Origin of the sequence: Rhodococcus sp. X156 (assembly GCF_004006015.1) — a bacterium.
Taxonomy (GTDB): domain Bacteria; phylum Actinomycetota; class Actinomycetes; order Mycobacteriales; family Mycobacteriaceae; genus X156.
Window position 1 is genome coordinate 1,908,886 of record NZ_CP034766.1, and the last position, 25,256, is coordinate 1,934,141.

Genomic DNA, 25,256 nt, shown 5'->3' on the forward strand with positions numbered 1-25,256 from the left:
ACCCGGGCTGCCACCAGCTGAGCCCGACCCCCGCACCACCAGCACCGCCCGCCGGGTCCACGCCCGGCGGGCGGTGCTGTGCGTCGGGGGGGCTGCCGCCCCGGCGGACTCCGCACCCTGGCCTACGCTTTCCGTTGTCCGCCAAGCAGTTGCGTGCGGGCACCCGTCTGTCTTCCGTACTCGAAGGAGCGCCCGTGACCTACCCCCAGCAGCACGCACCCCAGCCCGGTGGCACGCCCTACCCCGCCCCCGGGACGCCCCAGGCGCCCCGTCGGCGCACCGGCCTGCTCGCGGGCATCGCTGCGGCAGTGGTGGTGGTGATCGCGCTGGTGGTCGTGCTGGTGGTCACCCTCGGTGGCGACGACGAGAGCTCCGCCAGCGCGGCTGCCGCACCGAGCGCCACGGCGAGCCCCTCCGCGAGCCCCCGTGCCGTCGGCGACGCCTTCATGGACGGGGTGGCCACCCAGGACATCCCCAAGGTCCGCAGCGTGGCGTGCGAGAAGAACCGCGACGAGCTGGCCGGCGAGCAGGGCGCCAAGCTGCCCGCCGAGTACAAGATCGACAAGTTCGCGACCAGCTTCGTCAGCGAGAAGGAGACCAGCGCGACCGAGCACGAGCTGAGCTACACGGCGGAGATCGCGCTGACCTACCAGGGTGAGCAGCGCTCCAGCACCGTGCCCTTCACGCTCTCCGTGGTCAAGGAAGCCGACGCCTGGAAGGTGTGCGCCCTGAAGTCCTGACCCCGGGGCTCACAGGACGCGCCCAGGCACCTGCCCTAGCCTGGCTGCGGACGTGCCGCCCCCGGCCGTCCGTTCGCCCACCAGGAGAGGACTCCATGAGCCACCCACAGGACCGCGGAGACAGCGGCCCCGGAGCAGTTCCCCACCAGGCCCCGCCGGGGCCCGCCGGTCCGCGCAAGGGGGTGGTGGCCGGGATCCTCGGCGGCGTCGTGGTGCTCATCGCGGTGGCTGCGCTGCTGTTCGTCACCCTCACCAGCTCCGACGGAGCCGAGGCCTCACCGCGGGAGGTGGCCGACACCTTCATGCGGGGCGTGCAGACGCAGAACCTCGACCTGGTTCGGGACATGTCCTGCGCGGAGAACGCCGACACCCTCGCCGGTGAGGACGGCGCCAAGCTGCCCGAGGACTACACGCTAGGCAAGTTCGACGCGAAGTTCGTCGACGACGTGGAGAAGAGCGACACCGAGCGCGAGATCGGCTACTCCGCCGACGTGTCGATGAGCCACCAGGGCGAGCAGCGGTCGGACACCATGACCTTCTCGCTCACCGTGGTCAAGCAGGGCGACGCCTGGAAGGTCTGCGGCCTGCAGTCCTGACCCCCTGTTTCCTGGCAGCGGCCGGTGCACCCGCCACGGGTGCACCGGCCGTGTCGGTCTCCTGGTCGCGCCGGTTGCCAGGTCGCGCCGGGTCTCAGCTCACGCCGGTTCTCAGGTCGCGCGGGCCAGGAGCAGGGCGAAGCGCTGGTCGGGGTCGGTCCACGTGCCCGCCACCTCCAGACCCACCGCCGCCAGCTCGGCCTGGACGCCCTCGAGGCGGAACTTGGCCGAGACCTCGGTGCGCAGCTGCTCCCCCGCGGCGAAGCTCACGTCCAGGTCCAGCTCGGCCACGTGCACCCGCATGGCGCGGGTGGCCTGCAGCCGCATCTCGATCCACTCCTGCTCGGCGTCCCACACCGCCACGTGCTCGAAGGCGTCCACGTCGAAGTTCGCACCGAGCTCGCGGTTGAGCACGTGCAGCACGTTGCGGTTGAACTCTGCCGTCACCCCCGCCGCGTCGTCGTAGGCCGGCACCAGCACCTGGGGGTCGGTCACCAGCCCCACCCCGAGCAGCAGGTGCTCCCCGTCGACCAGGGCGGCACGCACCGCGGCCAGGAAGGCGGTGCGCTCGGCCGGCACCAGGTTGCCCAGCGTCCCGCCGAGGAAGGCGATCATCCGCCGGTTGCCGCGCGGCAGCGCCTCCAGGTCGGCGGTGAAGTCCCCCACCACCCCCTGCACCTGCACGCCGGGGTACTCCGCGGCCACCTCGGCCGTCGCGGCCGCCAGCGCCGAGCGGGAGACGTCCTGGGGCACGTAGCGGCGCAGCGTGCCCTGCTCCTGCATGGCGTCCAGCAGCAGCCGGGTCTTCTCCGACGAGCCCGACCCCAGCTCCACCAGCGTGTCGGCCCCGGTGGCGGCAGCGACCGCCCCGGCGTGCTCGGCGAGCAGGGCGCGCTCGGTGCGGGTGGGGTAGTACTCCGGCAGCGCGGTGATCTCCTCGAACAGCTCGCTGCCGCGGTCGTCGTAGAACCACTTGGGCGGCAGCCACTTGGGCTCCGCGGTGAGCCCCACGAGGGCGTCGCGGCGCAGGGCCTGCTCCGCGGCATCGGGTGAGAGGTGCACGTCCAGGTGCGGAGCCGTCATGGGTCCTCCAGGGTGGTCACGTTGCGGGCATCAGGGGTGTCACGGTGACCGAGCCGGCCTTGGCACGCACCAGGGAGCGGTCCGGAACCGACTGCCACGCCGGGTCGTCGTCCCAGGGCTCGGAGGCCAGCACCACGGCGTCGTCGGCCACCCGGTAGGACAGCGCGTGCTCCCAGGTGGTGGCCACCAGCTGCTCGCCGTCACCCAGCAGCAGGTTCAGCCGGGAGCCCGGCGCTGCCGCGGCCACCTCCAGCACCAGCCCGGCCACCGCGTCGGCGGCGTCGGCGTGCGCCAGCCGGTGGCGCAGCGCCGCCCACAGCAGCGCCGAGTCGGTGGGGGCGTCCAGGGTGAGCAGGTCGGTGATCGGCAGCGTCTGCGCCAGCGGGGCCACGCTGTGCGGCCAGCCCCGCACCACGCCGTTGTGGCTGAACGCCCAGTGCCCGTCGGTGAACGGGGCGGCCGCGGTGGCCACCACCGGCATGCCCACGGTGGCGGAGCGGACGGCGGCGAGCACCGCCGTGGAGCGCACGGCGGACAGCGTCTGCACGCCGGCCCTGTCGGTCCACATCGGGGCGGCGCTGCGGTAGCGGGCCGCACCTGCCTCTGCCCACCAGGCGGCGCCGTAGCCGTCGGCGTTGAGGGTGCCGCCGCCGCGCATGTCCCGCGGGGCGAAGGACTGCGTCTGCAGGGAGTGCGGTCCGTGGGTGAGCAGCTCTCCCACCGCGCAGGCCGGTCCCAGGTACCCGAGGTGTCGGCACATCGCCGGGGTCAGCCGAGCTCGTCGGCGGTGAGGTCGCGCGCGCAGCGGAAGCCGGCGAAGATCTGCCGGCGGATCGGGTGGTCCCAGTTGCGGAACGTGCTGCGGGCCACCACCTCGTCGGTCCCGAAGGAGCCACCGCGCAGGATGCGGTAGTCACCGCCGAAGAACACCTGCGAGTACTCGGCGTAGGGGAACACGGCGAAGCCCGGGTAGGGGTCGAAGCCGGAGCTGCACCACTCCCACACGTCGCCGATGAGCTGCTGCACGCCCAGCGGGGAGGCGCCCGCCGGGTAGGCGCCGACCGGGGCCGGCTGCAGGTGCCGCTGACCGAGGTTGGCGTGCTCGGCGGTGGGCGCGGCGTCGCCCCAGGGGTAGCGGCGGGTGCGCCCGGTGGCCGGGTCGAAGCGGGCCGCCTTCTCCCACTCCGCCTCCGTGGGCAGCCGCTTGCCCGCCCAGCTGGCGTAGGCCTGTGCCTCGAAGAAGCACACGTGCACCACCGGCTCCTGGGCCGGGACCGGCTCGTGCACGCCGAAGCGCCGGCGCCACCAGCTGCCGTCGGCACCGCGCTCCCAGAACTGCGGGGCGGTGAGCCCGGCCTGCACCCGGTGCTCCCAGCCGCGTGCGCTCCACAGCTCGGGGCGGTCGTAGCCGCCGTCGGCGAGGAACTGCTGGTACTGGCCGTTGGTGACCGGGGTGGTGTCGATGGCGAAGGCGGGCAGGTGCACCGGGTGCGGGGTGCGCTCGTTGTCCAGCGCCCACGGCTCGGTGGCAGTGCCCATGGTGAAGGTGCCGGCGGGCACCACCGCCTCCCCGGGGGGCAGGGCAGCGGCGGCAGCAGGCGGAGGTGGGGCGCTGAGCACCGGGGCACCCAGGCGCAGCTGGTGGGTGGCCAGCATGGTCTCGGCGTGCTGCTGCTCGTGCTGGGCGACCATCCCGAAGGCGAAGCCGCCCTCGCGCAGCGGGTGCCCGCCGAACGTGGTGCGGTCGAGCACGTCGAGCACCTTGGCGCGCACAGTGCCCACGTAGCCGCGGGCCTCGGCCGGGGTGAGCAGCGGCAGCGACGGGCGGCTGGCCCGGGAGTGCTTGAACGCGTCGTAGAGCTCGTCGATGTCCTGGCGCACCGGCTCGCGCCCACCGACGTCACGCACCAGCCAGAGCTCCTCCTGGTTGCCGATGTGCGCCAGGTCCCACACCAGCGGGCTCATCAGCGGGGAGTGCTGGGCGGTGAGGTCGCCCTCGTCCCCCGCCGTGAGGCCGGTTGTGCGGTCACGGCTGCGCTGCAGGGTGCTGGCCACGTGGGCACGCAGCGCCTCGTCGGACAAGGCGCCCGTGGGGTGTGCGGTGGTCATCGTCGGACCTGCTCCAGACAGTCGGCGGGTGCTCGCTCGGCCGCCGCGGCGACCTGGCGGGCCAGGGACGGGTCGGAGACGTGCTGTGCGCCCAGCTCCAGCAGCGCGGTCGCCGCCCGGCGCAGCTCGGTGTCGGACCGGCCGTGCTGGGCCGCGTCGCGCCAGCGGCCGGCGGTTGCCGCGGCCAGGTCGCGCGCGGTGTCCACGGTGGCGGCGTCGCCGAGCAGACCGTCGATCAGCGCCACCGGAACCTGCCAGGCGTCACCCGGCTGCGCGTCGAGGTAGCGCACCTCGAAGTGGCCCTTGGCCCGCACCGGGGGAAACAGCGTGCTCAGGTGCAGGTCGAGGTCGACGGTGGTGGGCACCCGCCCGATGCTGGTCCGCCCGTCCACCCAGTCGGCGAAGGTGACCCCCGGCGGCGCTGTCCAGCGCTGCTGGGTCGCGTCCTGCACGCACAGCAGCGGCACGTCCAGGGCCCACCGGGCGTAGGCCGTCACCGGGTCGGTGGTGTCGGTGGGCGGACCCACCGTGCGCTGGGGGTCCAGCTCCAGCCAGGTGCGCATCCGCTGAGAGGCCCAGTCGCCGTCCGGGGCCCCGCACAGCCGGGGCGAGCAGGCGAACGCGGCCACCAGGGCTGGGCCCACCTCGTGCAGCATGGCCCAGCGCGCGGCCATCTCCGCGCCCTCGCCGGCGTCCACGCTGACCTGCACCGCCGCGGTGCTGCACATCATCAGCCGCCCGAACGGCCCGACGCGGTCGAAGAGCTCCTCCATGGCGCAGTAGCGCGGGGAGAACAGCTGGCGCTCCGGGAGGCGGTGCTCCTGCGCTGCGCCGGGCTGCAGCACGATCGCTGCCGAGCCGAGCAGGCCGCGGAGGTGCTCGACGTCGGAGCGGAGGGCTGAGCAGAGGGACCGAGCGTCGGGGTAGGGAGCTGAGGAGAGCTCGACCTGTCCCCCGGGCTCGACGGTGACGATGCTGCCGCCGGGCAGTGGCCGGGCGGGTGAACCGGGGCGGAGGCTGCTCGGCGCGTGGTCACCGAGCGCAGTGGCGACGGTGGCGACCGCGGGGGCCGCCTCCGGATGGTCGGCGTGGGCGAGCAGCCACTCGAGCTCGGCGCCGAGCAACGTGGGCGGGCCCTGCTTGAAGCAGACCACGCCGACGTGCGCCTCAGCGTCGGTGCGTCCGCGCAGCACGGGCGCGGACTCGGTCGCCACCTCAGTCACGAGCACACCTCCTGCGTCGGTACCGACGCACACCGACGCTACACAGCCCGTCCGACAGTCGCGAGGCTGTGTGCCCCTGGCGGGGCCGTGCAACGAGCAGTACGTACGGCTTGGGTGCCTATGCTCAGTGTCGTGCCCAAGGTCAGCTCCGATCACCTCCAGGCCCGCCGGCGCCAGATCCTGGACGGCGCGCGGCTGTGCTTCGCCCGCTACGGCTACGAGGGAGCGACCGTGCGGCGGATGGAGGACGCGACGGGGCTTTCCCGCGGCGCGATCTTCCACCACTTCCGCGACAAGGACGCGCTCTTCCTGGCCCTGGCGCTGGAGGAGGCCGAGCGGATGGCCGACGTGGTGGCCGAGCAGGGCCTGGTGCAGGTGATGCGGGACCTGCTGGCCCACCCCGAGCAGCGGGACTGGCTGGGCACCCGGCTGGAGGTGGCCCGCCGGATGCGCACCGACGCGGAGTTCCGCGCGGGGTGGGCCGAGCGCTCGGCGGAGATCACCGCCGCCACCCGGGCCCGCCTGGACCGCCAGCGAGCCACCGGCAAGGTGCGCGGCGACGTGGACTCCACGGTGCTGGTGGCCTACCTCGAGCTGGTGCTGGACGGGTTGGTGGCGCACCTGGCCATGGGCCTGCCCGCGGAGAACCTGGAGCCGGTGCTGGACCTGGTCGAGGAGTCGGTGCGCCGGGCGCAGTGAGCTACCCGCCGATCTCGGTGCCGCTGGTGGTGGAGAACTTTCCCTCGTACAGCGCGGCGTAGCGCCCGCCCCTCGCCAGCAGCACCTCGTGGCTGCCGTGCTCCACGATCCGCCCGTCCTCCACCACCGCGATGGTGTCGGCGTTGCGGATGGTGCTCAGCCGGTGGGCGATGACGATGGCGGTGCGCCCGTGCAGCGCCTCGGTGAGAGCCGCCTGCACGGCGTGCTCGGACTCGGAGTCCAGGTGTGCGGTGGCCTCGTCCAGCACCACCACCCGCGGCTGGGCCAGCAGCAGCCGGGCGATGGTCAGCCGCTGGCGCTCGCCGCCGGAGAACCGGTACCCGCGCTCGCCCACCACGGTGCCCAGCCCGTCGGGCAGCGCCCGCACCAGCGGCTCCAGCCGGGCCCGGCGCACGGCGTGCCACAGCTGCTCGTCGGTGGCCTCGGGGTCGGCGTAGCGCAGGTTGGCGGCCAGCGTGTCGTGGAACAGGTGGCCGTCCTGGGTGACCACGCCGATGGCGCCGCGCAGGGAGGCGAAGGTGGTGTCGCGGACGTCCTGGTCGCCGATGAGCACCGCGCCGGAGTCCACGTCGTAGAGCCGGGCGATGAGCGAGGCAATGGTGGACTTGCCGGCACCGGAGGAGCCCACCAGGGCCACCAGCTGCCCGGCCTCGGCGCGGAGGGAGATGCCGTGCAGCACCTCCTGGCCCCCGCGGGCGTCGAGCACCGCCACGTCCTCCAGCGAGGCCAGCGACACCGCGCTGGCCGGGGGGTAGGAGAAGCGCACGTCGCGCAGCTCCACCGACAGCGGTCCGCTGGGCAGCGCGCGGGCGTTCGGCGACTCGGTGATGGTCAGCGGCAGGTCCAGCACCTCGAAGACCCGCTCGAAGCTGACCAGCGCCGACATCACGTCCACCTGGGCGTTGGCCAGCGCGGTCAGCGGCCCGTAGAGGCGGGTGAGCAGCAGGGCCAGGCTGACCACCGCACCGGCGTTGATCGCGCCGGTGTAGGCCAGGTAGCCGCCGAGGCCGTAGACCAGCGCCTGCGCCAGCGCGGAGACCAGCGTGAGCGAGGTGAGGAAGACCCGGCTGACCATGGCCGTGCGCACCCCGATGTCGCGCACGCGCGCGGCCCGGTCGCCGAACTCGGCGGCCTCGCGGTCCGGGCGGCCGAAGAGCTTGACCAACGTGGCGCCGGGAGCGGAGAAGCGCTCCGTCATCTGGTTGGTCATGCCGGCGTTGAGGTCGGCTGCCTCCCGCTGCAGCCCAGCCATCTTCGACCCCATCCGCCGGGCGGGGACGACGAACACCGGCAGCAGCAGCAGGGCCAGCAGCGTCACCTGCCAGGACAAGGTGAGCATGACGGCCACCGTGAGCACCAGTTGCACCACGTTGGTGACCAGGCCGGACAGGGTGGAGGTGAAGGCCCGCTGGGCGCCGATCACGTCGTTGTTCAGCCGGGAGACCAGCGCCCCGGTGCGAGTGCGGGTGAAGAACGCCACCGGCATCCGCTGCACGTGGGTGAACACCGCTCGGCGCAGGTCCAGGATGAGGCCCTCACCGATGCGGGAGGCCTGCCAGCGCTCGGCCAGGCTCAGCCCCGCGTCGACCACGGCCAGCACCGCGATCACGATGGCGATCACCACGATGGTGGTCAGGCCCTCGCGCCCGACGATGACGTTGACCACCCGCCCGGCCAGCAGCGGCGTGAGCACGGCGATGATTGCCGAGGCCACCGTCACCACCAGCAGCCAGGACATGGCCCGCCGGTGCGGCTTGGCGAAGTCCCACACCCGCCGGACCGTGGCCCGCTCCACCTTCTTGCGGGGTTCGGCGGCCTGCATCGCGCCGCGCATCAAGCTCCAGCTGTTCTCCACAACCAGCCAGTGTGCCCGCTCGGCCCGACAGGTCTCCTCGCGCCTGTGCGGGCCGTGCCCGCCGGTCTCAGGTGGTCACGCGGCGCGCGGCGCGCCCTCGCCCGCGCAGTGCGACCTCAGCCTCGTTGAGCACCTGGTGCACAAAGCCGTAGGAGCGGCCCGAGCTCTCCGCGATGGTGCGGATGCTGGCGCCCTCCTCGTAGCGGCTCTTGAAGTCGCTCGCCAGCTGAGCCCGGTGCTCGCCCGCGATCCGCACACCCTTGGCCATCTCCATCACGTGCCTCCGTCTGGTGCTGTGTCACCTCTGTGTGGGCCGCTGTCGGCGGCTCTGGAGGTTGTTCGCACCACATCCCGGCACCGGTTCGATCTTCTTCCCGGCGGGACAAGTTCGAGCCGCGGCAGCGCAAGCAGGCCAGAGTCGTGCCCGACGGGCCGCGCAGGCCGAGGCGCGCGTCAGGCGAGCTGCACGAGCTCCAGGTACTCCTGTGACCAGTGGTCCTCGGAGCCGTCCGGCAGCAGGATGACCCGCTCCGGCTCCAGCGCCTCCACGGCACCAGGGTCGTGGGTGACCAGCACCACGGCACCGGTGTAGCTGCGCAGGGCGTCGAGCACCTGCTCGCGGGAGACCGGGTCGAGGTTGTTGGTGGGCTCGTCCAGCAGCAGCACGTTGGCCGCCGAGGACACCAGCCCGGCCAGCGCCAGGCGGGTCTTCTCACCACCGGAGAGCGTGCCGGCCGGCTGCTCCAGCTGGTCGCCGCTGAACAGGAAGGCGCCGAGCAGGCTGCGCAGCGAGGTCGCGTCGGTGTCCGGCGCGGCGTGGCGGATGTTCTCCCACACCGTGGCGTCGTGGTCGAGCGTCTCGTGCTCCTGGGCGAAGTAGCCCAGCTTGAGGCCGTGGCCCGGCTCGATCTCGCCGGCGTCGGGAGTCTCCGTGCCGGCCAGCATGCGCAGCAGGGTGGTCTTGCCGGCGCCGTTGAAGCCCAGCACCACCACTCGGCTGCCCTTGTCGATGGCCAGGTCCACGCCGGTGAAGATCTCCAGCGAGCCGTAGACCTTGGTCAGGTTCTTGGCCATCAGGGGCGTCTTGCCGCACGGGGCGGGCTCGGGGAAGCGGATCTTGGCCACCTTGTCGCTCACCCGCACGTCGTCCAGACCCGCGAGGAGCTTGTCGGCGCGCTTGGCCATGTTCTGCGCGGCGACGGCCTTGGTGGCCTTGGCCCCCATCTTGGCGGCCTGCACGCGCAGCGCGCCGGCCTTCTTCTCGGCGTTGGCCCGCTCGCGGCGGCGGCGCTGCTCGTCGGTGGCGCGCGCGTCGAGGTAGCGCTTCCACGTCATGTTGTAGATGTCGACCTCGCTGCGCACCGCGTCCAGGAACCAGACCCGGTTGACGACGTCGGCGAGCAGCTCCACGTCGTGGCTGATCACCACGAGCCCACCCTCGTGCTGCTGCAGGAAGCCGCGCAGCCAGGTGATGGAGTCGGCGTCGAGGTGGTTGGTGGGCTCGTCCAGCAGCAGTGTGGTGCCCGAGCGCCCGCCGCTGCCGTCGGAGGCGGCGAAGAGGATGCGGGCCAGCTCGACCCGGCGGCGCTGACCACCGGAGAGGGTGCTCAGCGGCTGGACGAGGATGCGGTCGGCCAGTCCGAGGTTGGCGCAGATCCGCGCGGCCTCGCTCTCCGCGGCATAGCCCCCGCGGGAGGAGAAGCTGTCCTCCAGCACGCCGTAGCGACGCACGGCAGCGTCGAGCTGCTTGCCGTCCACCAGCTCGGCCATGGTGGCCTGCTGCTTCTCCAGGTCGCGCAGCAGCTGGTCCAGCCCGCGGGCGGAGAGCACCCGGTCCTTGGCGGTGATCGACAGGTCACCCTCGCGGGGGTCCTGGGGCAGGTAGCCCATCTCCCCGGACCGGACCACGGTGCCCGCGTAGGGCTCGCCCTCGCCGGCCAGCACTCGCATGGTGGTGGTCTTGCCCGCACCGTTGCGGCCGACCAGGCCGATGCGGTCGCCGGGCTGGATGCGCAACCCCGAACCAGGCACGGACAGCAGTGTCCGCGCACCAGCGCGAATCTCAAGATCGGTTGCGGTGATCAACTAAGGCTCCCAGTGAACAGACGACAGCCTTCAAGTCTACGGGCGCGACGGCTCCTCCCCCGCCTACGCGGCGTCGTTGTGGTGGTTCCCACTGCAATCGGTAGCGTCAGGCAGCATGACCACTGCCTCTCTCCCGCCCCAGGACCTCGCCGGGCGCACCGCGCTCATCACCGGGGCCAGCCGGGGCATCGGCCTCGGCATCGCCGCCGAGCTGCTCTCCCGTGGCGCCAACGTCACCATCACCGCGCGCAAGGCCGACCAGCTCGAGGTGGCCGGCAAGCAGCTGGTGGAGGGCGGCAGCCCCGCGGTGGACCTGGGCCCGCGCGTGCTCACCGTGGCCGGCAACGCCGGCAGCGCCGACTCCCGGGCGGAGGCGGTGGCCCGCACCGTGGAGACCTTCGGGTCGCTGGACATCCTGGTGAACAACACTGGCATCAACCCCGTGTTCGGCGCGCTGATGGACGCCGACCTCGACGGCGTCCGCAAGATCTTCGACGTCAACGTGGTGGCCGCGCTCGGCTTCGTGCAGGAGGCGTACAAGGCGTGGATGGGTGAGCACGGCGGCAACGTGGTCAACATCGCCAGCGTCGCCGGTATTCGCTCCTCCGGGGTGATCTCCGCCTACGGCGCCTCCAAGGCGGCCCTGATCCGCCTCACCGAGGAGCTGGCCTGGCAGCTGGGCCCGTCCATCCGCGTCAACGCCGTCGCCCCGGCCGTGGTCAAGACCAAGTTCGCCGAGGCGCTCTACGCCGCCGGCGAGGAGGAAGCAGCGTCCGGCTACCCGATGAAGCGACTGGGTGAGCCCGAGGACGTGGCCAAGCTGGTCGGCTTCCTGGTCTCCGACGCTGCGTCCTGGATCACCGGCGACACCATCCGCGTGGACGGCGGCTCGCTGGCCACCGGCTGATCGTGACGCCCCCCACCGAGGCCGGCACCGCGGCGATCAGTGCTGACGTGCTGGTGCTCGGCCTCGGTCCGGCGGGGCGGGCGGTGGCCAGCGCGTGTGCCGCGGCCGGCCTGGACGTCGCCGCGGTGGACCCGCACCCGGACGCACCCTGGTCGAGCACCTACGGCGCGTGGGCCGACGAGCTGGTCTCCCCGGTGCCCCGGGTGGCGACCATCGCCCGGCCCACCGCGTGGAGCACCCGGGCGCACCACCTGCACCGGGCGTACACGGTGCTCGACAGCCCCGGCCTGCAGCAGTCGTTGCACCTGACCGGCGTCCGGGTGCACCAGGGAGCCGCACGCCCGGACGCGCGGGCGCTCACCGACGGCACCGCCCTGCACGCCCGGGTGGTGCTGGACGCCCGTGGCGCTCCGGCAGCCGGACGCACGCAGCAGACCGCCTACGGGGTGGTGGTGGACGCCGCCCTCGCCGAGGCCGCCACCGGCGGGCTGGACGCGCTGTTCATGGACTGGCGCACCGACCACGGCGCGGACCTCGGCACGCACCCCACCTTCCTGTACGCGGTGCCAGTCGGCGGCGGGCGGGTGCTGCTGGAGGAGACCTCGCTGGCGGCGCGGCCCGGCCTGGGCATGGACGAGCTGGCCCGGCGGCTGCGGGCGCGGCTGGCCGCCCGCGGGGTGCGGCTCACCGGCGCCGAGCCGGTGGAGCGGGTGCGGTTCGCGCTGGACACCCCGCTGCCCGTCCGCGAGTGGGCCGGGCGTCCGCCGGGCGTGGTGCGCCTGGGTGCCGCCGCTCCCCTGGTGCACCCGGCCAGCGGCTACAGCGTGGCTGCCGCGCTGCGGCTGGGCCCGGTGCTGGCCCAGGCCCTGGCCGCGGGGGCAGAGGCACCCCAGCTGCAGCAGCTGGTGTGGCCGGCGCGGGCCCGGGCCGTGCACGCGCTGCGGCTGCGGGGGCTGCGCACGCTGCTGTCGCTGGCACCGCCGCAGGTGCCGGAGTTCTTCGCGGCCTTCCTGGACCTGCCGCCTCACCACCAGCAGGCGTACCTGTCGGGGCGAGAGGACCTGGCGGGCACCGCCGCCGCCATGCGGGCCACCCTTGCTGCCCTGTCCCCGCCCATGCGCAAGGCCCTGCTGCGCGGGGCGCTCCTCGGATGAGGGCGCCCCGCAGCGACAGGGCCTTGCCGTGAGACGGTGCCGAGGCTGCTAGACGGTGAAGCCCAGGGCGCGCAGCTGCTCCCGGCCGTCCTCGTTGATCTTGTCCGGGCCCCACGGCGGCATCCAGACCCAGTTGATCTTCAGGTCGGAGCACATGCCGCCCTCGGTGAGCGCGGTGCGGGCCTGCGCCTCGATCACGTCGGTCAGCGGGCAGGCCGCCGAGGTCAGCGTCATGTCCACGGTGGCCACCCGGTCGGCGTCGACACGAATGTCGTACACCAGCCCGAGGTCCACCACGTTGATGCCGAGCTCGGGGTCGACCACGTCGCGCATGGCCTCCTCCAGGTCCTCCAGGGAGGGCAGGTCGGCACTGGGCTCGGCCGCACTGGAATCCGCTGCGGCCGGAGCGGCCGCAGCATCCAGGTCGGCCGCGGTGCGGCCGGCCCGGGGGTCGGTCGCGCCGGCCGCCTCGGCCACGGTGCCGGCCTCAGAAACGGTGTTGGTCTGCACCGCGGTGTCGGTCTCGCTCATCGGGTCACTCCTTCGTTCGAGCTCGCGTCCTCGGGCGCGGACTTGGCGTCCACCACCTGGGACACGGCGTCCTTGAAAGCCATCCAGCCCAGCAGCGCGCACTTCACCCGCGCCGGGTACTTCGACACTCCGGCGAAGGCCACGCCGTCGCCCAGCACGTCCTCGTCACCCGCCACGGTGCCACGGCTGCCCACCATCTCGCTGAACGCGCGGAGGGTGGACATGGCCTCGTCCACCCGCGTGCCGGTCACCAGGTCGGTGAGCACGGAGGTGGAGGCCTGGCTGATGGAGCAGCCCTCGCCGTCGTAGGAGATGTCCGCCACCACCTGCCCGTCCTCCGACAACGCCACCCGCAGGGTGATCTCGTCCCCGCAGGTGGGGTTCACGTGGTGAACCTCGGCGCCGTAGGGCTCCCGCAGACCGCGGCCGTGCGGGTGCTTGTAGTGGTCCAGGATGACCTGCTGGTACATCTGCTCCATCTGCACCGGGCTCAGCTCCCCACGCCGAAGAACGACTGCGCGCGGCGCACGGCGGCCACCAGCGCGTCCACCTCGGCCTCGGTGTTGTACAGCGCGAACGACGCCCGCACGGTGGCGGTGACGCCGAGGTGCTTGTGCAGCGGCCACGCGCAGTGGTGTCCCACCCGCACGGCGACGCCCTCGTCGTCCAGGATCTGGCCGACGTCGTGGGCGTGCACGCCGTCCACCACGAACGACACCGCCCCGCCCCGCTGGTCGGTGGTGGTGGGCCCGACGACGCGGACTCCCGCCAGCTCACCCAGCCCAGCCAGCGCCGCCTCGGTGAGCCGGCGCTCGTGGGCAGCCACGGCGTCCATGCCCAGGGCGCTGAGGTAGTCCACCGCGGCACCCAGCCCGATGGCCTGCGAGGTCATCGGCACCCCGGCCTCGAACCGCTGCGGGGCAGGCGCGTAGGTGGAGCCGGTCATCTCCACGGTCTCGATCATCGATCCCCCGGTGATGAACGGGGGCATCTGCTCCAGCAGCGACGCCCGGCCGTAGAGCACGCCGACGCCGGAGGGGCCGAGCATCTTGTGGCCGGAGAACGCGGCGTAGTCCACGTCCAGGGCGTGCAGGTCGACCGGGCCGTGCGGCACCGACTGGCAGGCGTCGAGCACGGTGAGCGCACCCACCGCGCGAGCGCGGGCGACCAGCTCGGCCACCGGCGGCACCGTGCCCAGCACGTTGGACTGGTGGGTGAAGGCGACGACCTTGGTGCGCTCGGTGAGCTGCAGCGAGTCCAGGTCCAGGCGGCCCTCCGGCGTCACCTCGTACCAGCGCAGGGTGGCGCCGGTGCGTCGGCACAGCTCCTGCCAGGGCACCAGGTTGGCGTGGTGCTCCATCCGGGTGACGACCACCTCGTCGCCCGGACCCACGGTGCGACCGGTGAACCGGTCGTCGCCGAGGGTGTGGGCGACCAGGTTGAGCGACTCGGTGGCGTTCTTGGTGAACACCAGCTCGCCCGGGCGCGCCCCGACGAAGTCGGCAAGGCGGGCCCGGGCGGACTCGTAGGCGTCAGTGGCCTCCTCGGCCAGCTGGTGCGCACCGCGGTGCACCGCCGAGTTGCAGGTGAGCAGGAACTCCCGCTCGGCGTCGAGCACCTGCAGCGGGCGGTGCGCGGTGGCCCCGGAGTCCAGGTACACCAGCGGCTTACCGTCCCGGACGGTGCGGGCCAGGATCGGGAAGTCCTCCCGGATCCGGGCCACGTCGAGCGCGGGCGCGGCGTCGTTGCCGTGCGCCGCGACCGCCGTCATGCTCAGACCGTCACATCCTGCTGGTTCGCCGTCAGCACCGCAGCCGCCTCGGCCTTGTCGGCGTTGGTGAACCGCACGTAGCCGTTGGTCTCCAGCTCGTCGGCCAGCTCGGGACCGCCGGACTCCACCACGCGGCCACCGGAGAACACGTGCACGTAGTCGGGCGTGATGTGCTTGAGGATGCGGGTGTAGTGCGTGATGAGCAGCACGCCGCCGTCGTTGTCGGCCTTGTAGCGGTTGACGCCGTCGCTGACGATGCGCAGCGCGTCCACGTCAAGGCCGGAGTCGGTCTCGTCCAGGATCGCGATCTTCGGCTTGAGCAGCGCCAGCTGCAGGATCTCGTGGCGCTTCTTCTCACCACCGGAGAAGCCCTCGTTGACGGAGCGCTCGGCGAACTCGGGCTGGATGTCCAGGTCGGCCATCGCGCTCTTGACCTCCTTGACCCAGTGGCGCAGCTTGGGGGCCTCGCCGCGGGTGGAGGTGACCGAGGTGCGCAGGAAGTTGGACATGGACACGCCGGGCACCTCGACGGGGTACTGCATGGCCAGGAACAGCCCGGCGCGGGCGCGCTCGTCCACGCTCATCGCCAGCACGTCCTCACCGTCGAGGGTGATGGAGCCGGAGGTCACCTCGTACTTGGGGTGGCCGGCGATGGCGTAGGACAGGGTCGACTTGCCGGAGCCGTTGGGCCCCATGATGGCGTGCGTCTCGCCGGAGCGGACGGTGAGGTTGACCCCGCGCAGGATCTGCTTGGTCGGCTCTGCGGCGTCACCGGTGTTCACGCTGACGTGCAGGTCGCGGATCTCCAGGGTGGACATCAGGTTGTGGTCTCCAGTTCAGGAAGGTCGGTGCGAGTGGGAGGGACGGACGCGCCGCCGGGGGCTGAGCGGGAGGCTCAGATGCCCACGGCGGAGAGCTCCGTCTCGATGGCGGCCTCGAGGCGCTCGCGCACCTCGGCGACGGTGATCTTGGCCAGCACCTCGTGGAAGAACCCACGAACCACGAGCCGACGCGCCTGCTCCTCGGTGATGCCCCGCGAGCGCAGGTAGAACAGCTGCTCGTCGTCGAAGCGGCCGGTGGCGCTGGCGTGCCCGGCGCTGACGATCTCGCCGGTCTCGATCTCCAGGTTGGGCACCGAGTCGGCGCGCGCGCCGTCGGTGAGCAGCAGGTTGCGGTTGAGCTCGAAGGTCTCGGTGCCCTCGGCAGCGGCGCGGATGAGCACGTCGCCGATCCAGACGGTGTGCGCGTCGCCGGCACCGCCGCTGTCCACGCCCTGCAGCGCGCCCTTGTACATCACGTCGGAGCGGCAGTGCGGCTGCGAGTGGTCCACGAAGAGCCGCTGCTCCAGGTGCTGGCCGGCGTCGGCGAAGTACACGCCGAGCATCTGCGCGTCACCGCCGGGCGCGGAGTACAGCACCGTGGGGGTGAGCCGGACCACGGAGCCGCCCAGGCTGATGGCGGTGTGCCGCAGCACCGAGTCGCGACCGAGCTTGGCGTGGTGCGACGCCACGTGCACGGCGTCGTCGGCCCAGTCCTGGACGGTGACCACGGTCAGGTGGGCGGAGTCGCCGACCACCAGCTCGAGGTTCTCCGCCAGGGTGCCGGAGCCGCGCTGGTCGACGACCACCACGGCGCGGGCGAAAGGCTCCAGCCGGATCTGGGTGTGCTCGTAGGCCACCTGGTCGACGCCGGGGCCGGTCACGGTGACCATGACGGGCTCGGCGACCTCGGTCTCCTTGGCCACGGTGACGACGGTGGCCTCGGTGAAGGAGCTCCACGCCTGGGCCGCGACACGGTCGGCGGGAGTGCCGGCCGCACCGATGCGCGGGTCGCTGCGGTCGGCCTTCTCCACGGTCACACCGTCCGGGGCGGTGATCTCCACGGTGGTGCGACCGGTGGCCGGGGCCGACCCGTCGTGCAGTCCGCGGAGGCGCTTGAGCGGGGTGAACCGCCACGCCTCGTCGCGGTGGGTGGGGACCTCGAAGGCCTCGACGTCGTAGGACGTGAAGGCGGCGCCACGGCTGACCGCCGGGACGACCGGGGTCTGGGTGGGACGCTCTGGTGCTGTGTTGGGCGCGCTCATGCTCAGCCCACGGCCCCTTCCATCTGTAGCTCGATCAGTCGGTTCAGCTCGAGGGCGTACTCCATGGGCAGCTCCCGGGCGATCGGCTCGACGAAGCCACGCACGATCATCGCCATCGCCTCGTCCTCCGTGAGCCCACGGCTCATCAGGTAGAAGAGCTGGTCGTCGCTGACCTTGGAGACGGTGGCCTCGTGGCCCATGGACACGTCGTCCTCGCGGATGTCCACGTACGGGTAGGTGTCGCTGCGGCTGATCTGGTCGACCAGCAGCGCGTCACACTTCACCGTGGACTTGGAGCCGTGCGCTCCCTTGTTGATCTGCACCAGCCCGCGGTAGGAGCTGCGGCCACCGCCCCGGGCCACCGACTTGCTGACGATGGTGGAGGTGGTGTTGGGCGCCAGGTGCAGCATCTTGGCCCCGGCGTCGGTGTGCTGGCCCTCGCCGGCGAACGCCACGGAGAGCACCTCACCGTGAGCGTGCTCGCCCATCATCCACACGGCCGGGTACTTCATGGTGACCTTGGAGCCGATGTTGCCGTCAATCCACTCCATGGTGGCGCCGGCCTCGGCCTTGGCGCGCTTGGTCACCAGGTTGTAGACGTTGTTCGACCAGTTCTGGATGGTCGTGTAGCGGCAGCGGCCGCCCTTCTTCACGATGATCTCCACGACCGCGGAGTGCAGGGAGTCCGAGCTGTAGATCGGCGCGGTGCAGCCCTCGACGTAATGCACGTAGGCGTCCTCGTCGACGATGATCAGCGTCCGCTCGAACTGGCCCATGTTCTCGGTGTTGATCCGGAAGTAGGCCTGCAGCGGGATCTCCACGTGCACGCCCTTGGGCACGTAGATGAACGACCCGCCGGACCACACCGCGGCGTTCAGCGCGGAGAACTTGTTGTCCCCGGCCGGGATCACCGAGCCGAAGTACTCCTCGAACAGCTCCGGGTGCTCGCGCAGCCCGGTGTCGGTGTCCATGAAGATGACGCCCTGCTCCTCCAGGTCCTCGCGGATGGAGTGGTAGACGACCTCGGACTCGTACTGCGCCGCCACGCCGGAGACCAGGCGCTGCTTCTCCGCCTCGGGGATGCCGAGCCTGTCGTAGGTCGCCTTGATGTCGGCGGGCAGGTCGTCCCAGGTGGCCGCCTGCTTCTCGCTGGAGCGCACGAAGTACTTGATGTTGTCGAAGTCGATGCCCGACAGGTCCGCACCCCAGCTGGGCATGGGCTTGCGGTTGAAGATGTCGAGGGCCTTGAGGCGCTTCTCGAGCATCCAGCTGGTCTCGCTCTTCTTCTCCGAGATGTCGCGCACGACGGCCTCGGACAGGCCGCGCTTGGCGACGGAGCCCGCTTCGTCGGAGTCCGCCCAGCCGAACGCGTAGTGGCCCAGGGAGGCGATCGTCTCGTCCTGGGTCATGGTCGGCGCGGCGACGGGCGTGGCGGCCGTCGGGTCGACCTCGTTCTGGGTGACTGTCATGCGTGCTCCTTTCGGAGAGCGGTGCGGTTCGGCGCGGGCTGCGCGCCGGTTGGTACGTGGGTGGTGCACACCGGGTCGCCGTTGGCGATGGTGGCCAGGCGCTGCACGTGGGTGCCGAGCAGGTCCGCGAACACGGAACGCTCGGCCTCGCACAGCTCTGGGAACTCTGCAGCGACCTCTGCCACCGGGCAGTGGTGCTGGCACAGCTGGACGCCGTTGCCGACCTCGCGGGTCGATGCGGCGTAGCCCGCGTCAGTCAGTGCCTGGGCCAGGCTATCGGCCGTGGCTGCGGCACTCTGGTTCGGCTGGACCCGACTGGTGATGGCGGCGACGCGGCGGCGGGCGAACTCCCGGACCGCTGAGTCTCCCCCGAGCTCGCGCAGCTGGCGCAGCGCGGACGCCGCCAGCTCCGACAAGCCCTCCGAGCGGCCGAAGCGCGCCCGGCCGGTCGCGGTGAGCAGGTACTGCCGGGCGGGCCTGCCCCGACCCCGGCGCACCAGGGCGGGTGCACTGATGCTGGTGGCCTCGTCGCTGGCCACCAGCGCGTCCAGGTGTCGCCGGATCCCCGCGGGGCTAACCCCGAGGGTCTGCGCCACGTCGGACGCCGTGACCGGACCCTTCTCCAGCAGCTCGCGGGCCACGCACTCCCGGGTCTGCTGCTCCTGGGCACGGTGGGGCACACCCAGGGACTTGGCCTGCTCGGTCCGTCCAGGCAGCGCCGCGGCGGCCCGCGGACGGGTCACCGGACTCTCCTGCGCAGATAGGACCTTTTTCACAACACTAGTGTGACGCAATTGCCGTGGCGCTGTCCACTCGTGGGCCGTGGCGGTGTGCCGTGTCACCACGCGTGACCCGACTAGGGTGTCGCTGTGACACCGGCGGGACGAACACGGCGTGGTGACGGTCCCAGGGTGGCGTCGTCCGCCTCCGCAGCGGCACCGCCCGCGGAGGCGGGACGTCCACCGGAGCACCGGCGCTCGGTGCTGAGCACCGGCATCGCCCGCCTGCACGACGTGGAGCCACCGGCCGCCGCGCTCTCCCGGGCCGAGCTGGCCCAGCTGCGCGCCGCCCGCCGCCTCGGCGCCACCGGCACCGTCCTGATGGCCCTGGGCTCGCTGGGCGCCGGCGCCAACCCGGTGCTGCAGAACCCGCTGCAGGGGGTGCGGCTGCTGGGCCTGCCCGCCCGGATGCCCGCCACCGCGCTGGCCATCACCATCACCGGGATGATCCTGGTGGTGCTGGCGTGGCTGGTGATCGGTCGCTTCGCCAGGGGCGGCGCCCCGCGCCGGATGTCCCGCTCCCAGCTCGACCGCACCCTGCTGCTGTGGGCGCTGCCGCTCACCGTGGCGCCGCCGATGTTCAGCAAGGACGTCTACTCCTACCTGGCGCAGAGCGAGATCGCCGCCCGCGGGCTGGACCCGTACGTGCTCGGGCCGGCGCAGGCACTGGGGGTGAGCAACGTCCTCACCCGCACGGTCCCCACCATCTGGCGGGACACCCCCGCCCCCTACGGGCCGTTCTTCCTGTGGATCGGGCGCGGCATCTCCTCGATCTCCCGGGACTCCATCCTCACCGGCATCTTCCTGCACCGGTTGCTGGCCCTGGTCGGGGTCGCGCTGATCGTGTGGGCCCTGCCCCGGCTGGCCCGGCGCTGCGGGGTGGCCCCGGTGTCCGCGCTGTGGCTGGGTGCGCTCAACCCGCTGGTGCTGTTCCACCTGGTCTCCGGCATCCACAACGAGGCGCTGATGATCGGCCTGATGCTGGCCGGGGTCGAGCTGGCGCTGCGCGGGGTGGAGACCGCCGGGCCGCTGCGCGGGCGGGCCCTGCTGCTCCTCCTCGCCGGCTCCGCCCTGGTGGTGCTCTCCGCCGCGGTCAAGGTGCCCTCGTTGCTGGCGCTGGGCTTTGTGGGGATGGCGCTGGCCCGGCGGTGGGGGGCGAGCCTGCGTGCGGTGGTGGCGGCCGGGGCCCTGCTGCTCGGGGTGACGGCGGCGGTGTTCCTGCTCATCGGCGGGCTCAGCGGGCTGGGCTTCGGCTGGACCAAGACGCTGGGCACCGCCAACGCCGTGCGCTCCTGGATGTCGATGTCCACGCTGTCGGGCATGCTCACCGGCCTGGTCGGCAAGCTGCTGGGCCTGGGCGACCACACGTCAGCGATCCTCACCTACACCCGGCTCATCGGCTCGGCGCTGGCGACCTACGTGGGGGCCCGGATGCTCTTCGCGGTGCTGCGCGGGCGCCTGCACGCCGTGGGCGGGCTGGGCATCACCCTGGGAGCAGTGGTGCTGCTGTTCCCGGTGGTGCACCCCTGGTACCTGCTCTGGGCGGCGATCCCGCTCGCGGCGTGGGCGTCGGCGCCGGCCTACCGCCGGGTGGCGGTGGCGGTGTCCGCGGCCGTGGCGGTGCTGCTGATGCCCAACGGCGCGGAGTATCCGCCGTTCGTCATCGTGGAGGCCGCGGCGGCTGCCGTGGTCGTCGCCCTGGTCGCGATGTTCCTCACCCGCAAGGTGCTGCCGTGGCGGGAGTTCCTTCGGCCTGCCGCTCTGCCCGGTCGACCGGCCGCATACGCTGGCACCCCGTGACCTCTGCTTCCTCCGCGCCACCCGCTGCCGCCGTGCAGCTGCGCGACGTGGTCAAGTCCTTCGGTCCCACCACCGCGGTAGCCGGGCTCAGCCTCGAGGTGCAGCCCGCCCAGGTGCTGGCGCTGCTCGGCCCCAACGGCGCCGGCAAGACCACCACCGTCGAGATGTGCGAGGGCTTCTCCGCCCCCGACTCCGGCACCGTGCGCGTGCTCGGCCTCGACCCGGTGGGCCAGAGCGACGAGCTGCGTCCGCGGATCGGGGTGATGCTGCAGGGCGGTGGCGCCTACCCGGGTGCGAAGGCCGGGGAGATGCTCCGCCTCATCGCGGCCTACTCCGACCGCCCGCACGACCCGGACTGGCTGCTGCGCACGCTCGGGCTCACCGACGCGGTGCGCACGCCCTACCGGCGGCTCTCCGGCGGGCAGCAGCAGCGCCTGGCGCTGGCCTGCGCGCTGGTCAACCGCCCGGAGCTGGTGTTCCTGGACGAGCCGACTGCCGGTCTGGACGCCCAGGCCCGGCTGCTGGTCTGGGACCTGGTGGACGGGCTGCGCCGCGACGGGGTGAGCGTGGTGCTCACCACCCACCTCATCGACGAGGCCGAGGAGCTGGCCGACCACGTGGCGATCGTGGACGCCGGACGGATGGTCGCCGAGGGCACGCCCGCCGAGCTGACCACCGTCGGGGCCGAGCAGCAGCTGCGCTTCTCCGCGCCCAGCCGCCTGGACGTCGAGCTGTTGGCGCTGGCGCTGCCGGAGGGCTACATCACCTCGGAGCCACAGCCGGGGCGCTACCTGGTGGAGGGCGAGATCACCCCGCAGGTGCTGGCCACGGTCACCTCCTGGTGCGCGCGGATGGACGTGCTCGCCACCGACCTGCAGGTGGCACGACGCAGCCTGGAGGACGTGTTCCTCGAGCTGACCGGACGGGAGCTCAGACGATGACAGCGCAAGCCGATGCCCGCGGGCAGGCCGAGCCGCGCTTCCCCGCCGGGACCTTCGCACCGGACCCGCGCCCGGCCACCCCGGGGCGGATGCTGCTGGCCCAGGGCCGGCTGGAGCTGCTGCTGCTGCTGCGCAACGGCGAGCAGCTCCTGCTCACGATGCTCATCCCGATCACGCTGCTGGTGGGTCTGAGCCTGCTGCCGATCGTGGACCTGCCCGAGCCCCGGGTGGACTCGGTGGTGCCGGGTGTGATGGCTCTCGCCGTGATGTCCACCGCGTTCACCGGGCAGGCCATCGCGGTCGGCTTCGACCGCCGCTACGGCGCCCTCAAGCGGCTGGGCGCCACCCCGCTGCCGCGCTGGGGGATCCTCGGCGGCAAGGTGGCCGCGGTGCTCGTGGTGGTGGCGCTGCAGGCGCTGCTCCTCGGGGTGATCGGCCTGGCCATCGGCTGGCGGCCCAGCGTCGCTGGACTTGCCCTCGGCGTGATCGCCCTGGCAGTGGGGACTTTCGCCTTCGGCGCGCTGGGCCTGCTGATCGGCGGCTGGCTCAAGGCCGAGATCGTGCTGGCGCTGGCCAACATCATCTGGTTCGTGCTGCTGGGCCTCGGCGGCATCGTGGTTCCGTTGGACCGGCTGCCCGACGCCCTCGCCGAGATCGCCCGGCTGCTGCCCTCCGGGGCGCTCACCGAGGTGCTGCGCGAGGCGACCATGCACACGTCGGTGAACCTGACCGGGCTGCTGGCGCTGCTCGTGTGGGGTGTGGTGGGAGCGCTCGCCGCGACCCGCACCTTCCGCTTCACCTGACTCCCCCTACCATCGTTCACGTGCACCTCCCCGGCCTCTCGGCACTCCCCCAGCTGTCCGTTCCCGCCCAGCGCAGGTTCACCTTCGTGGCCGCGCTGACCCAGGCCGGGATCGCGGTCACCGGGGCGGTCGTGCGGGTCACCGGGTCGGGCCTGGGCTGCCCCACCTGGCCGCAGTGCTTCCCCGGCAGCATGGTGCCGACCGGCGCCCACGACGTCCCCGCCTACGAGCAGGCCATCGAGTTCGGCAACCGCCTGCTCACCTACGTGGTGACCGCGGCGGCGGTGGCGGTGCTGCTGGTGGTGCTGCGCGCAGGACGGCGCACGTCGCTCAAGCGCTACGCGTGGTCGCTGCCCCTGGGCACCGTGGTGCAGGCCGTGCTCGGCGGCATCACCGTGCTCACCGGGCTGGAGTGGTGGACCGTCGCCCTGCACCTGCTGGTCTCCACCGTGCTGGTCTGGCTGGCGGTGCAGCTGCACGTCGGGGTGGGCCAGCCGGACACCGGGCAGCCGCACCTGACGGTGCCGCCGCCGCTGCGGACGCTGCTCGCCGTGGCCACCGCCGTGCTCGCCGCCCTGATGGTCGCCGGGACCATGGTCACCGGCGCAGGACCGCACGCCGGCAACTCCGAGACCCCCCGCCTGGACCTCGACATCCCGGCACTGGCCCAGCTGCACGCCGAGCTGCTGGTCGGCTACCTGGGCCTGCTCGTCGGTGCCTACTTCGCCTTCAAGGCGGTGGCCGCACCCCGCGCTGTCCTGCGGCAGTGGTGGATCCTCGCCGCGGTGGTGCTCGCTCAGGGCGGGATCGGGGTGGTGCAGTACTTCACCGGCGTCCCCGAGGCGCTGGTGGCCGCCCACGTCGCTGGTGCGTGTGCCACCACCTGGGCCATGGCCGCGCTCTGGGCCAGGACCCGCGTGCGGACGCCGCTCACCGAGGACCTGGCCGACCGCTCGCCCCAGCTGAGCCCGGCCGCTGCCCACTAGGCCGCAGCGGCGGCCGGGGCGGCCTGCTCGCTAGCAGCCACCGCCACCCCCGTCGCCACCGCCACCGCCGTCACCGCCTCCGCCGTCGAAGGAGGAACCGCCGTGGGAGAAGGAACCGCCACCGTCGAAGCCGGACGTGGGGGACTCGCTGGTGGTCCGGCCCTGCGGGCCCGGGCGGTGCCGTCGCGCGACCAGGGTGGCGATGGCAACCACGACGAGCATGAGGCCCATGAAGACGAACGGGTTGTTCAGCGGCAGGTGGATCGCCCTGCGCACACCGTCGGGGACGAAGGCGAAGCGCACGTGCTCGTCGATCACCACGAGCGCAGGGATGCTCAGCAGCACGGCCAGCTGCAGGCCGGGGCCGGGACGACGACGACGCGCAGGCACGGGGGGCACAGCAGGACCCTAGTGCGGAGAAGGTGCGCGCGTGCGCCGTTCACGCACGCGCGCCGGGTGGGCTAGGCCAGGCGGGCCGAGCGCCGCACCCAGTCCGCCGGATCCCGGTCGACCACGCAGTACTCCCGACCGGCCGGGTCGCGCAGCACCGTCCAGTCCTCGGTGCGCCGCACCACCTCGGCGCCCAGACCCTCGTGCCTGCGCACCTCGGCGTCCCGGTCGGCCGCAGCGACGTCCAGGTGCGCCCGGGTGGGACCGCTCTCCTCGTCCAGCCGCTGCAGGAGCAGGTGCATCGGCAGCTCGTCGGGCGAGACGAGCCGCTCGAACACCATCGAGGTGATCCTCGGTTGCACCGGCCAGCCGGTCAGCTCGCGCCAGAACGCCGCCTCGGCGTCGTAGCGGTCCCGGGCGACGTCGATGCAGATCTGGTCGACCGCGGACGCGCCCTCCGGCCAGGGTGCCGGTGCCGCGCGGCGCGACTCCCCGGCGTGCGCCACCAAGCAGAACGGCAGGCCGCCGGGCGAGGTGAGCACCACCAGCCCGTCCCTGGGTCGGCTGGTGACCGTCGCCCCCAGCGCGGTGGCCTCGGCCACCGCCTGGTCGAGGCCGGCGACGTAGAGGTCGAGGTGCACCCGGGGCGCGTCGTCGACCTCCTGCAGCCACAGGTGTGGATCTGCGTCCACCGGCTCCAGCGGCACCAGCTCGCCGTGCTCTCCCCGGGGCGTGGCGGACACCGCGTGCCCGCTCACCGAGCTCCAGAACCGCGCGAGCTGCTCGCCCTGGGACGCTGGGGTGTCCAGGAAGGCGTTGATCCACCGCACCGGCACGTTCATCGCGTCGAGGCGGAGCTACTTGTCGCGAGCCAGGTACCCGGCCATCCTCTTGGCCAGGCCCTTGGGGGTCTTCACCGCGCCGGCGAGCTCACGGTCCCACTCGGCCTGCGTGGCGGTGGAGCGGGCCACCAGCTGCTCGGCGGTCTCCATGTCCGGAACCACCACGTCGCCCAGCGTGCCGTCGGCACCGACCAGCGTCACCCGCACGGCGCTGCGGCCGACGTACTGCACCACCGCGGTGGCACCGTCGCCGTGCTCGGCGGCGAACTTGTCCACCGTGCTCACCGCGCCCTTGGGGGCGTCGGGGTCGACTGGTTTCAGCTCGTTCGGCTCGCTGTCGCTCATGCGAGCACCTTAACGGGTCAGCCGGGGAGCCCATCGGGTAGGAC

At 72.7% G+C, this 25,256-nt stretch carries 25 protein-coding genes and 1 pseudogene; 9 read left to right on the plus strand and 17 right to left on the minus strand.

Annotated elements, in window-relative coordinates; genetic code table 11:
• Positions 1–194: 194 nt before the first annotated feature.
• Both ELX43_RS09005 and ELX43_RS09010 read left to right on the plus strand, forming a co-directional pair.
• On the plus strand, positions 195–740 hold the full coding sequence (locus ELX43_RS09005; protein ID WP_127783089.1) for a hypothetical protein: 546 nt from the start codon (positions 195–197) through the stop codon (positions 738–740).
• A 95-nt stretch (positions 741–835) separates the two neighbouring features.
• Positions 836–1,336 (plus strand): DUF4878 domain-containing protein, encoded by a 501-nt coding sequence (locus ELX43_RS09010; RefSeq protein WP_127783090.1) that lies wholly within the window; start codon positions 836–838, stop codon positions 1,334–1,336.
• Positions 1,337–1,447: 111 nt separating this feature from the next.
• Here ELX43_RS09010 and egtD read toward each other — a convergent pair whose 3' ends face one another.
• The 4 genes from egtD to egtA are packed head-to-tail and all read right to left on the minus strand — an operon-like array spanning position 1,448 to position 5,751.
• Positions 1,448–2,419 carry an L-histidine N(alpha)-methyltransferase gene (egtD, locus tag ELX43_RS09015; RefSeq protein WP_127783091.1) on the minus strand — a complete coding sequence of 324 codons (972 nt, stop codon included), beginning with the start codon at positions 2,417–2,419 and terminating at the stop codon, positions 1,448–1,450.
• 16 nt (positions 2,420–2,435) lie between these two features.
• A complete protein-coding gene (gene egtC, locus ELX43_RS09020) occupies positions 2,436–3,179 on the minus strand; it encodes an ergothioneine biosynthesis protein EgtC (protein WP_127783092.1) in 744 nt (247 codons plus the stop codon).
• Positions 3,180–3,187: 8 nt separating this feature from the next.
• Entirely contained in the window at positions 3,188–4,528 is a 1,341-nt protein-coding gene (gene egtB, locus ELX43_RS09025) for an ergothioneine biosynthesis protein EgtB (protein WP_127783093.1), read from the minus strand.
• Positions 4,525–5,751, minus strand: a complete 1,227-nt coding sequence (egtA, locus tag ELX43_RS09030; RefSeq protein WP_206517980.1) for an ergothioneine biosynthesis glutamate--cysteine ligase EgtA — start codon at positions 5,749–5,751, stop codon at positions 4,525–4,527. Before egtA ends, egtB begins: the two co-directional genes overlap by 4 nt.
• A 132-nt stretch (positions 5,752–5,883) precedes the next feature.
• Here egtA and ELX43_RS09035 point away from each other — a divergent pair, with 132 nt between their 5' ends.
• A complete protein-coding gene (locus ELX43_RS09035; protein ID WP_127783094.1) occupies positions 5,884–6,450 on the plus strand; it encodes a TetR/AcrR family transcriptional regulator in 567 nt (188 codons plus the stop codon).
• A gap of 1 nt (position 6,451) precedes the next feature.
• On the opposite strand, the gene ELX43_RS09040 is transcribed toward ELX43_RS09035, so the two are convergent.
• The 3 genes and pseudogenes from ELX43_RS09040 to ELX43_RS09050 all read right to left on the minus strand — a co-directional run bounded on the left by ELX43_RS09040 (position 6,452) and on the right by ELX43_RS09050 (position 10,411).
• A complete protein-coding gene (locus ELX43_RS09040; protein ID WP_241248870.1) occupies positions 6,452–8,305 on the minus strand; it encodes an ABC transporter ATP-binding protein in 1,854 nt (617 codons plus the stop codon).
• A gap of 88 nt (positions 8,306–8,393) precedes the next feature.
• Positions 8,394–8,606 (minus strand): annotated as a pseudogene (locus ELX43_RS09045) (helix-turn-helix domain-containing protein); the annotation flags it as partial.
• Between the two features lie 173 nt (positions 8,607–8,779).
• A complete protein-coding gene (locus ELX43_RS09050) occupies positions 8,780–10,411 on the minus strand; it encodes an ABC-F family ATP-binding cassette domain-containing protein (protein WP_127783097.1) in 1,632 nt (543 codons plus the stop codon).
• A gap of 115 nt (positions 10,412–10,526) precedes the next feature.
• On the opposite strand from ELX43_RS09050, the gene ELX43_RS09055 reads away from it, so the two are divergent.
• Together ELX43_RS09055 and ELX43_RS09060 are read left to right on the plus strand one after the other, a co-directional pair.
• The gene (locus tag ELX43_RS09055) at positions 10,527–11,318 is read left to right on the plus strand and encodes an SDR family oxidoreductase (RefSeq protein ID WP_127783098.1); all 792 of its coding nucleotides are present in this window, start codon (positions 10,527–10,529) and stop codon (positions 11,316–11,318) included.
• Between the two features lie 2 nt (positions 11,319–11,320).
• Positions 11,321–12,472: a lycopene cyclase family protein gene (locus ELX43_RS09060; RefSeq protein ID WP_164860624.1), complete on the plus strand. Its 1,152-nt coding sequence runs from the start codon at positions 11,321–11,323 to the stop codon at positions 12,470–12,472.
• Between the two features lie 48 nt (positions 12,473–12,520).
• Here the strand turns inward: ELX43_RS09060 and ELX43_RS09065 are convergent, their stop codons facing one another.
• The 7 genes from ELX43_RS09065 to ELX43_RS09095 form a co-directional block, all read right to left on the minus strand.
• Positions 12,521–13,003: a metal-sulfur cluster assembly factor gene (locus ELX43_RS09065; RefSeq protein WP_127783100.1), complete on the minus strand. Its 483-nt coding sequence runs from the start codon at positions 13,001–13,003 to the stop codon at positions 12,521–12,523.
• Positions 13,000–13,488 carry a Fe-S cluster assembly sulfur transfer protein SufU gene (gene sufU / locus ELX43_RS09070; protein WP_127783101.1) on the minus strand — a complete coding sequence of 163 codons (489 nt, stop codon included), beginning with the start codon at positions 13,486–13,488 and terminating at the stop codon, positions 13,000–13,002. Before sufU ends, ELX43_RS09065 begins: the two co-directional genes overlap by 4 nt.
• Before the next feature lie 5 nt (positions 13,489–13,493).
• Positions 13,494–14,774, minus strand: a complete 1,281-nt coding sequence (locus ELX43_RS09075) for a cysteine desulfurase (protein ID WP_127783102.1) — start codon at positions 14,772–14,774, stop codon at positions 13,494–13,496.
• A gap of 2 nt (positions 14,775–14,776) precedes the next feature.
• On the minus strand, positions 14,777–15,592 hold the full coding sequence (gene sufC / locus ELX43_RS09080; RefSeq protein WP_127783103.1) for a Fe-S cluster assembly ATPase SufC: 816 nt from the start codon (positions 15,590–15,592) through the stop codon (positions 14,777–14,779).
• Positions 15,593–15,669: 77 nt separating this feature from the next.
• Complete coding sequence (gene sufD / locus ELX43_RS09085; protein WP_127783104.1) at positions 15,670–16,857, minus strand: Fe-S cluster assembly protein SufD; 1,188 nt, start codon at positions 16,855–16,857, stop codon at positions 15,670–15,672.
• A gap of 2 nt (positions 16,858–16,859) precedes the next feature.
• The gene (sufB, locus tag ELX43_RS09090) at positions 16,860–18,326 is read right to left on the minus strand and encodes a Fe-S cluster assembly protein SufB (protein ID WP_127783105.1); all 1,467 of its coding nucleotides are present in this window, start codon (positions 18,324–18,326) and stop codon (positions 16,860–16,862) included.
• Positions 18,323–19,069: a transcriptional regulator gene (locus ELX43_RS09095; RefSeq protein ID WP_241248871.1), complete on the minus strand. Its 747-nt coding sequence runs from the start codon at positions 19,067–19,069 to the stop codon at positions 18,323–18,325. Before ELX43_RS09095 ends, sufB begins: the two co-directional genes overlap by 4 nt.
• 252 nt (positions 19,070–19,321) lie before the next feature.
• On the opposite strand from ELX43_RS09095, the gene mptB reads away from it, so the two are divergent.
• From mptB to ELX43_RS09115, 4 genes are read left to right on the plus strand one after another with little or no spacing between them, the layout of a single operon-like run.
• On the plus strand, positions 19,322–20,905 hold the full coding sequence (gene mptB / locus ELX43_RS09100) for a polyprenol phosphomannose-dependent alpha 1,6 mannosyltransferase MptB (RefSeq protein ID WP_241249890.1): 1,584 nt from the start codon (positions 19,322–19,324) through the stop codon (positions 20,903–20,905).
• Positions 20,902–21,846, plus strand: a complete 945-nt coding sequence (locus tag ELX43_RS09105; RefSeq protein WP_241248872.1) for an ABC transporter ATP-binding protein — start codon at positions 20,902–20,904, stop codon at positions 21,844–21,846. The genes mptB and ELX43_RS09105 overlap by 4 nt, the downstream gene beginning before the upstream one ends.
• Positions 21,843–22,649: an ABC transporter permease gene (locus tag ELX43_RS09110; RefSeq protein WP_127783106.1), complete on the plus strand. Its 807-nt coding sequence runs from the start codon at positions 21,843–21,845 to the stop codon at positions 22,647–22,649. The genes ELX43_RS09105 and ELX43_RS09110 overlap by 4 nt, the downstream gene beginning before the upstream one ends.
• A 53-nt stretch (positions 22,650–22,702) precedes the next feature.
• Positions 22,703–23,635, plus strand: coding sequence for a COX15/CtaA family protein (locus tag ELX43_RS09115; protein ID WP_241249891.1), 933 nt, complete (start codon positions 22,703–22,705; stop codon positions 23,633–23,635).
• 30 nt (positions 23,636–23,665) lie between these two features.
• On the opposite strand, the gene ELX43_RS09120 is transcribed toward ELX43_RS09115, so the two are convergent.
• The 3 genes from ELX43_RS09120 to ELX43_RS09130 all read right to left on the minus strand — a co-directional run bounded on the left by ELX43_RS09120 (position 23,666) and on the right by ELX43_RS09130 (position 25,212).
• Positions 23,666–24,034, minus strand: coding sequence for a hypothetical protein (locus ELX43_RS09120; RefSeq protein ID WP_127783107.1), 369 nt, complete (start codon positions 24,032–24,034; stop codon positions 23,666–23,668).
• A 62-nt stretch (positions 24,035–24,096) separates the two neighbouring features.
• A complete protein-coding gene (locus tag ELX43_RS09125; protein WP_127783108.1) occupies positions 24,097–24,867 on the minus strand; it encodes a VOC family protein in 771 nt (256 codons plus the stop codon).
• Between the two features lie 15 nt (positions 24,868–24,882).
• Complete coding sequence (locus tag ELX43_RS09130; protein ID WP_127783109.1) at positions 24,883–25,212, minus strand: hypothetical protein; 330 nt, start codon at positions 25,210–25,212, stop codon at positions 24,883–24,885.
• Positions 25,213–25,256 lie beyond the last annotated feature (44 nt).